This is a genomic window from Yersinia sp. 1252 StPb PI, assembly GCF_048593885.1.
In the GTDB taxonomy this organism is placed as follows: Bacteria; Pseudomonadota; Gammaproteobacteria; order Enterobacterales; family Enterobacteriaceae; genus Yersinia; species Yersinia enterocolitica_E.
The window spans coordinates 1-6,656 of the sequence record NZ_JAZGQE010000224.1; the positions used below are offsets into that span (position 1 = coordinate 1).

The window sequence follows — 6,656 nt, forward strand, 5'->3', positions numbered from 1 at the left end:
ATTTTGTGATTTATGTCTTGTTTATGGCGTTGCGTAATGCATTATTTCTGAAAATTAAAGTGAGTGCTGTACTCCCAGCAGCAAAACGATGCTTTTTTTGACTGGATGAGGCGTACCTTCCTCGCGGTGCTGCATCTTCGTGCATTTGCCTCTAAAAAGTGCGGGAAAAGCGCACATACAGTGCTATCTCCCGTTACATCTCCTTTTCCCATTACTCAAAGTGCGGGTATTTCCGTTGTTCAGCGGTTATCTATCATTTGGTACAAACATTGCTTTAGCCATAGACCGCACTATTACCATTAAATTTCTTTGATAGGGATAAGGTATGTCACAGGCGAAACAAGCACCGGAATTAAAACGTACGTTGGGCAGTTTTCAATTATGGGGTATTGCCGTCGGGTTGGTGATTTCCGGCGAGTATTTTGGTTGGAGCTACGGATGGGCGCAAGCGGGAACATTAGGGTTCCTGTTTACCGCTCTGGGTGTGGCCGCGATGTACACGGCATTTATTTTTAGTTTTACCGAATTAACCACCGCTATTCCTCATGCCGGAGGGCCGTTTGCTTACGCTCACCGCGCTTTTGGCCCAACGGGTGGCTTTATTGCTGGTCTTGCGACGTTGATTGAGTTTGTATTTGCTCCTCCCGCCATTGCCATGGCAATTGGTGCCTATATTAATGTTCAATTCCCAGCAATTGACCCAAAGTGGGTGGCGGTTGGGGCCTATCTGATATTTATGTCATTGAATATTCTGGGTGTCAGTATTGCTGCAACCTTTGAACTGTTGGTGACGATATTGGCTATTTTTGAGTTGCTGGTATTTATGGGCGTGGTCGCACCAGGCTTTGAAATCAGTAACTTTGTCAGAGGCGGTTGGGCTGGCGCGGATACATTCAGTATCGGGTCATTATCGGGGATTTTTGCCGCTATTCCCTTTGCTATTTGGTTCTTTTTGGCGATTGAAGGGGCTTCGATGGCCGCAGAGGAAGCAAAAGAGCCACAACGTACCATTCCGCGCGCCTTTATTGGCGGTATTTTGACCTTAGTGGTGCTGGCATTAGGTGTGATGGTATTTGCCGGTGGGGTGGGCGACTGGACTAAGCTATCTAATATCAACGACCCACTGCCACAAGCAATGAAAATTATCGTTGGCAGCGACAGCGGTTGGTTACACATGCTGGTATGGCTTGGGCTATTTGGTCTGATAGCCTCATTCCATGGCATCATTATGGGTTATTCCCGCCAGATTTTTGCTTTGGCCCGCGCCGGTTATTTACCTAAGCCGCTGGCCAAAGTAAACCGCCGTTTCCGTACCCCACACCTGGCTATTTTGGCCGGTGGTGTTGTCGGGATTGGTGCTATTTTTTCTGACTCGTTGATTATTATTGGCGGCATGCCACTGACGGCAAATATTGTCACTATGTCGGTGTTTGGTGCCATCGTGATGTATATCATCTCAATGTTGTCATTATTCAAACTGCGACAAACAGAGCCACGCCTGACTCGCCCATTCTCCGCGCCGTTCTATCCCTTTGCGCCAGCATTGGCGTTAGTTTTGGCGGTTGTCTGTCTGATTGCGATGATCTATTACAACCCGCTGCTGGCTCTGATATTCGCTGGAATGATGTTGGTCGGTTATATTTATTTTCGTCTTACCCACCGTTCACGCGCTACTGCCGCATTTGATCCACAGCTCAGTGCTGCCGAGTGATCCATTCTTGCTATTAATGTCATCATTGTTCAGGCTGTTTATGCAGCCTGTGCAACTAAGGGACGCAGTATGTACCAGACAACACTGAGCCATCGTAGTTACCACTTTGGCGATTTACGTGATTTGATGGCTAAAGCTTCACCGGCACGTTCGGGTGATTATCTGGCGGGCGTTGCGGCAGAAAGTGCTGAAGAACGCATGGCTGCCCGTATGACGCTGGCAGATCTGCCGCTAAAAACGTTTTTACAGCAAATGCTGATTCCTTATGAGCAGGATGAAGTCACACGGCTGATTATTGATAGCCACGACCCGCAGGCTTTTGCGCCAATAGCGCATCTGACCGTCGGCGATTTTCGTGACTGGTTACTCAGCGAGCAGGCCGACAGTGTGGTGTTAGCGCAAGTCAGTGCTGGTATCACCCCAGAAATGGCCGCCGCGGTAAGTAAAATAATGCGTAATCAGGATTTGATTCTGGTGGCGAAAAAATGCCGTGTTATTACCCGATTCCGTAACACTATTGGCCTTGCCGGCCACTTAAGTGTGCGGCTACAGCCCAATCACCCCACGGACAGTTTGCCGGGTATCGCCGCCAGCATGCTTGACGGCCTGCTGTATGGCAGCGGTGATGCTGTGATTGGCATCAATCCCGCCAGTGACAGCTTGCCATTGTTAGAAAAACTTAATTATATGCTGGATGACGTGATAAGCCGCTTTGAGATCCCCACTCAATCCTGCGTATTAACGCATGTTACTAACACGATTAAGTTGATTGAACGCGGAGCACCGGTTGATTTAGTGTTTCAGTCTATCGCGGGCAGTGAAGCTGCAAATGCCGGTTTTGGCATCAATCTGGCCTTGTTGGAAGAAGCACACTGTGCGGCATTGAGCCTCAAGCGAGGCACTGTCGGTGACAATGTGATGTATTTTGAAACTGGGCAGGGCAGTTGTCTCTCCGGTAATGCCCATTTCGGGGTTGATCAACAAACCTGTGAAGCGCGCGCTTATGCGATTGCTCGTCGCTTCTCACCGTTACTGACTAATACTGTCGTCGGGTTTATCGGGCCAGAATATCTTTATGATGGTAAGCAGATTATCCGTGCCGGTTTGGAAGACCATTTCTGTGGCAAGTTACTGGGTGTCCCACTCGGTTGTGATGTCTGCTATACCAACCATGCTGAGGCGGATCAGGATGATATGGATACCTTGCTGACCTTACTGGGGACCGCTGGACTGACCTTTATGATGGGGGTGCCGGGAGCTGATGACATCATGCTTAATTATCAAAGTACGTCGTTTCATGATGCGTTGTATATCCGGCAATTGCTCGGTCTGAAACATGCACCAGAGTTTGGTCTGTGGCTAGAGAAAATGAATATTATGGATGCTCAGGGGCGCTTGCGTGATACCGCGGCCAATCATCCGTTATTAGCACAGTTGCCACCTATGGGGGCATTCTGATGAGCGGAAATGAGATAATAAATGGGGTGTTACATCGCAATTCGTGGGCGGCTTTGCGTCAGTTTACGGCGGCGCGCATTGCTCTTGGCCGTACAGGAGCAAGCTTGCCGACTGAAGAGCTGTTGAAATTTGGTTTGGCACATGCACAGGCACGTGATGCTGTGCATCAGCCGTTTATCAGTGAAGATCTTGCTAATCAACTGGCAGATTCAGGATTACGGACACTTACCGTCAACAGTGCTGCGCCAGATCGTGCAACTTATCTGCGCCGCCCGGATCTTGGCCGAAAGCTATCGTCGCAAAGCCGTGAACAGTTGTGTGCATGGCCTGATAAGCAAGCCGACATCCTGTTGGTCATTGGTGACGGTCTGTCATCAAAAGCGGTACATCGGCAGGCAATCCCTTTGGTGATGGCCTTACGACCTTATTTGCAAACGCTCGGCTTATCACTGGCCCCGATAGTGTTGGCTCATCAATCACGGGTAGCATTAGGGGATGATGCAGGGGAGTGTTTACAAGCCAAAGCGGTTGTCATGTTGATTGGTGAAAGGCCGGGGCTTTCTTCCCCGGATAGTTTGGGGGTTTATATGACTTGGGGGCCGAACACGCGGCGGTTGGAGTCCGAGCGCAATTGTATTTCTAATATCCGGCCAGAGGGGTTGGATTATCCTCAGGCGGCTTTTAAGTTAGCCTGGTTGTTGGAGCAATCTTTCCAACGGCATTTATCGGGGGTGCAGCTTAAGGATGAAAGCGATAACCCGGCATTGTACGGGCGGGTAAGGCCAATTTACCCACTGACAACATAAGCAGTATATCTGGCTGGATATTTACGACATAATGGCGGAAATGGCTATTTTTTGTGCCTTTAATCCGCTATCTAACATGCATTTTGGATAATGTTAAGTTATTCTATCTAAATGTTGCAGGCCGCTCTATCCTACACATCGCCTCGCTTTACAACTATTCTTATAAATATCTCACTAAATTTGAATTTTTTAACAGGTATTACTCCGCGTCATCATTTTCATGCTTTATGCAGTGGAGCTATTGGGAACATAAGGAAGAAACAATGGGACTACGAAGAAAGAGTGTTAAACCTATGCAACTCAATGATATTACAATCATTGATGATGCAAAACTGAAGAAGGCAATCACCGCAGCGGCGTTGGGCAACGCCATGGAGTGGTTCGATTTCGGGGTGTATGGTTTTGTCGCTTTTGCACTTGGCCAGGTATTTTTCCCCGGCGCTGATCCCGGTATTCAGATGATTGCTGCACTGGCGACTTTTTCCGTTCCTTTCTTGGTTCGGCCCCTTGGTGGCTTATTCTTTGGTGCGTTAGGTGATAAATATGGGCGGCAAAAAGTCCTGTCTGTCACCATCATTATTATGTCGGTCAGCACCTTCTGTATTGGTCTGATTCCCTCTTATGCCTCGATAGGTATTTGGGCACCGATATTATTGTTATTGGCAAAACTGGCACAGGGTTTTTCGGTTGGTGGCGAATATACCGGAGCCGCTATTTTTGTGGCTGAATATTCACCCGATAGAAAACGTGGTTTTCTTGGCAGTTGGTTGGATTTTGGTTCCATTGCAGGTTTCGTATTAGGCGCTGGAGTCGTTCTGCTCATTTCGAGCATTGTGGGTGAAGCCAGTTTCCTTGAGTGGGGGTGGCGTATTCCGTTTTTCGTTGCTGCGCCATTAGGATTAATCGGTATCTATTTGCGTCATGCACTTGAAGAGACACCGACCTTTCAACAGCACGTCGATAAAATTGATAATGATTCACGCCACAATATTGCCGAGCCACCTAAGGTTTCTTTCCGTGAGATTTTAACTAAACAATGGAAGAGCCTGATTATCTGTGTCGGGATGGTTATTGCCACCAACGTCACCTATTACATGCTACTGACCTACATGCCAAGCTACCTATCCCATAGTCTGCATTATTCTGAAGATCATGGTGTATTGATTATCATTGCAATCATGCTGGGTATGTTATTCGTCCAGCCTGTGATGGGATTAATGAGCGATAAATTTGGCCGTAGACCTTTTGTTATTTGTGGCAGTATTGGGCTGTTTATTCTCGCTATTCCCAGCTTTATTTTGATTAATAGCGGCATTATCGGTTTGATATTTTGTGGTTTGTTGATCCTGGCTATTTTGCTTAACTGTTTTACGGGGGTGATGGCCTCAATATTACCCGCAATGTTCCCAACCCATATCCGCTACAGCGCATTAGCTATCGCGTTTAATGTGTCGGTGTTGGTTGCAGGGCTGACACCAACGGCCGCAGCGTGGTTGGTTGAAACAACGCAAAATCTGTTTATGCCCGCTTATTACTTAATGGTGGTGGCGGTTATTGGTTTGGTTACTGGAGTATTTATGAAAGAGACTGCCAATATGCCACTGAAAGGGGCGACGCCAGCCGCGTCTGATCGGGCGGAGGCCAGAGAGATATTGCAGGAACACCATGATCATATCGAACACAATATTGACGATATTGATCAAGAAATAGCCGAACTTGAGAAAAAGAGAAAGAATCTGATCGCACAACATCCTGATATTAATTAATCAGTTTTGAGGGGTACGTCAGAGTGTTAATTTGATTTATATCAATAAAATTCATTTCTATACAATGGTTTACCTTTCTATTCAAATCTGTCTTTGACCCTCCCCCAAGGGGAGGGTTTAGATTATCAGTCATTATTCCAACTTATCTAGAACATTTCCTCTTACTGGAAGGATACCATGACAGTGAAAAAGACATTTGCAACAACAGCTCGACTGGCTATTGTTGCTTTAGCTGCGGTCACTTTTAGCCATTTCGCCGCGGCGACGACACAAACGGAATTTTTGGCTCAACATGGCTTAGCGGGAAAAACCACTGAGCAAATGATTGAGACCATCGATCAATCCAAACAAGAACGCCCTTTGGCATATTCAGCTTCGGTAACGAGTGCTGAACTCACCTTATCCGATGAACAACAGCGGTATTCTTTCCCCTTGGGTGATAAGTTCTATCTCTCATTCGCCCCCTATGTAAACCAAACTCACCCATGCTTCAATCACAGTTTGTCTGGCTGTCGTGGTGAATTGGCGAATAGCGCATTTGATGTGAAAATTACCGATAAAGCTGGGAAAGTTATCCTGCAAGATACACTGACCAGCTATCAGAATGGTTTTATTGGTGTGTGGTTGCCACGCAATACTGAGGGGACTATCGAAGTGAGTTATCAAGGTCTCAAAGCTGTATCACCTTTTGCGACCCAAGCTGAAAGCCAAACCTGCATGACAACATTGCAACTAAAAAAATAAACGACTTAACGGCAAATTTTAACAATCGACAGAATAATAATAACCAGCTTAGCGGCTGGTTTTTTATTTCCTCGTGGCTGGAATAATAGATGTTTTTCTTGCCACTCGCGAGTATTTTTTAAATTATTAAATCCTGTTTATACTCCTTATGGCGAGGGATAATACCTGGCG

The 6,656-nt window shown here is 46.8% G+C and carries 5 protein-coding genes; all 5 read left to right on the forward strand.

The genetic code is table 11. From position 1 onward, the window contains the following. Positions 1–325: 325 nt before the first annotated feature. Positions 326–1,711, forward strand: coding sequence for an ethanolamine permease (gene eat, locus V2A85_RS21125; RefSeq protein ID WP_372560543.1), 1,386 nt, complete (start codon positions 326–328; stop codon positions 1,709–1,711). A 69-nt stretch (positions 1,712–1,780) separates the two neighbouring features. Next, positions 1,781–3,169, forward strand: a complete 1,389-nt coding sequence (locus V2A85_RS21130) for an ethanolamine ammonia-lyase subunit EutB (RefSeq protein WP_420072275.1) — start codon at positions 1,781–1,783, stop codon at positions 3,167–3,169. Then, a complete protein-coding gene (gene eutC, locus V2A85_RS21135; protein WP_420072276.1) occupies positions 3,169–3,975 on the forward strand; it encodes an ethanolamine ammonia-lyase subunit EutC in 807 nt (268 codons plus the stop codon). The genes V2A85_RS21130 and eutC overlap by 1 nt, the downstream gene beginning before the upstream one ends. Positions 3,976–4,238: 263 nt before the next feature. Beyond that, positions 4,239–5,741 carry a glycine betaine/L-proline transporter ProP gene (gene proP / locus V2A85_RS21140; RefSeq protein ID WP_372560546.1) on the forward strand — a complete coding sequence of 501 codons (1,503 nt, stop codon included), beginning with the start codon at positions 4,239–4,241 and terminating at the stop codon, positions 5,739–5,741. 183 nt (positions 5,742–5,924) lie between these two features. Next, positions 5,925–6,485 (forward strand): copper-binding periplasmic metallochaperone CueP, encoded by a 561-nt coding sequence (gene cueP, locus V2A85_RS21145; RefSeq protein WP_372560547.1) that lies wholly within the window; start codon positions 5,925–5,927, stop codon positions 6,483–6,485. The last annotated feature ends 171 nt before the right edge of the window (positions 6,486–6,656 follow it).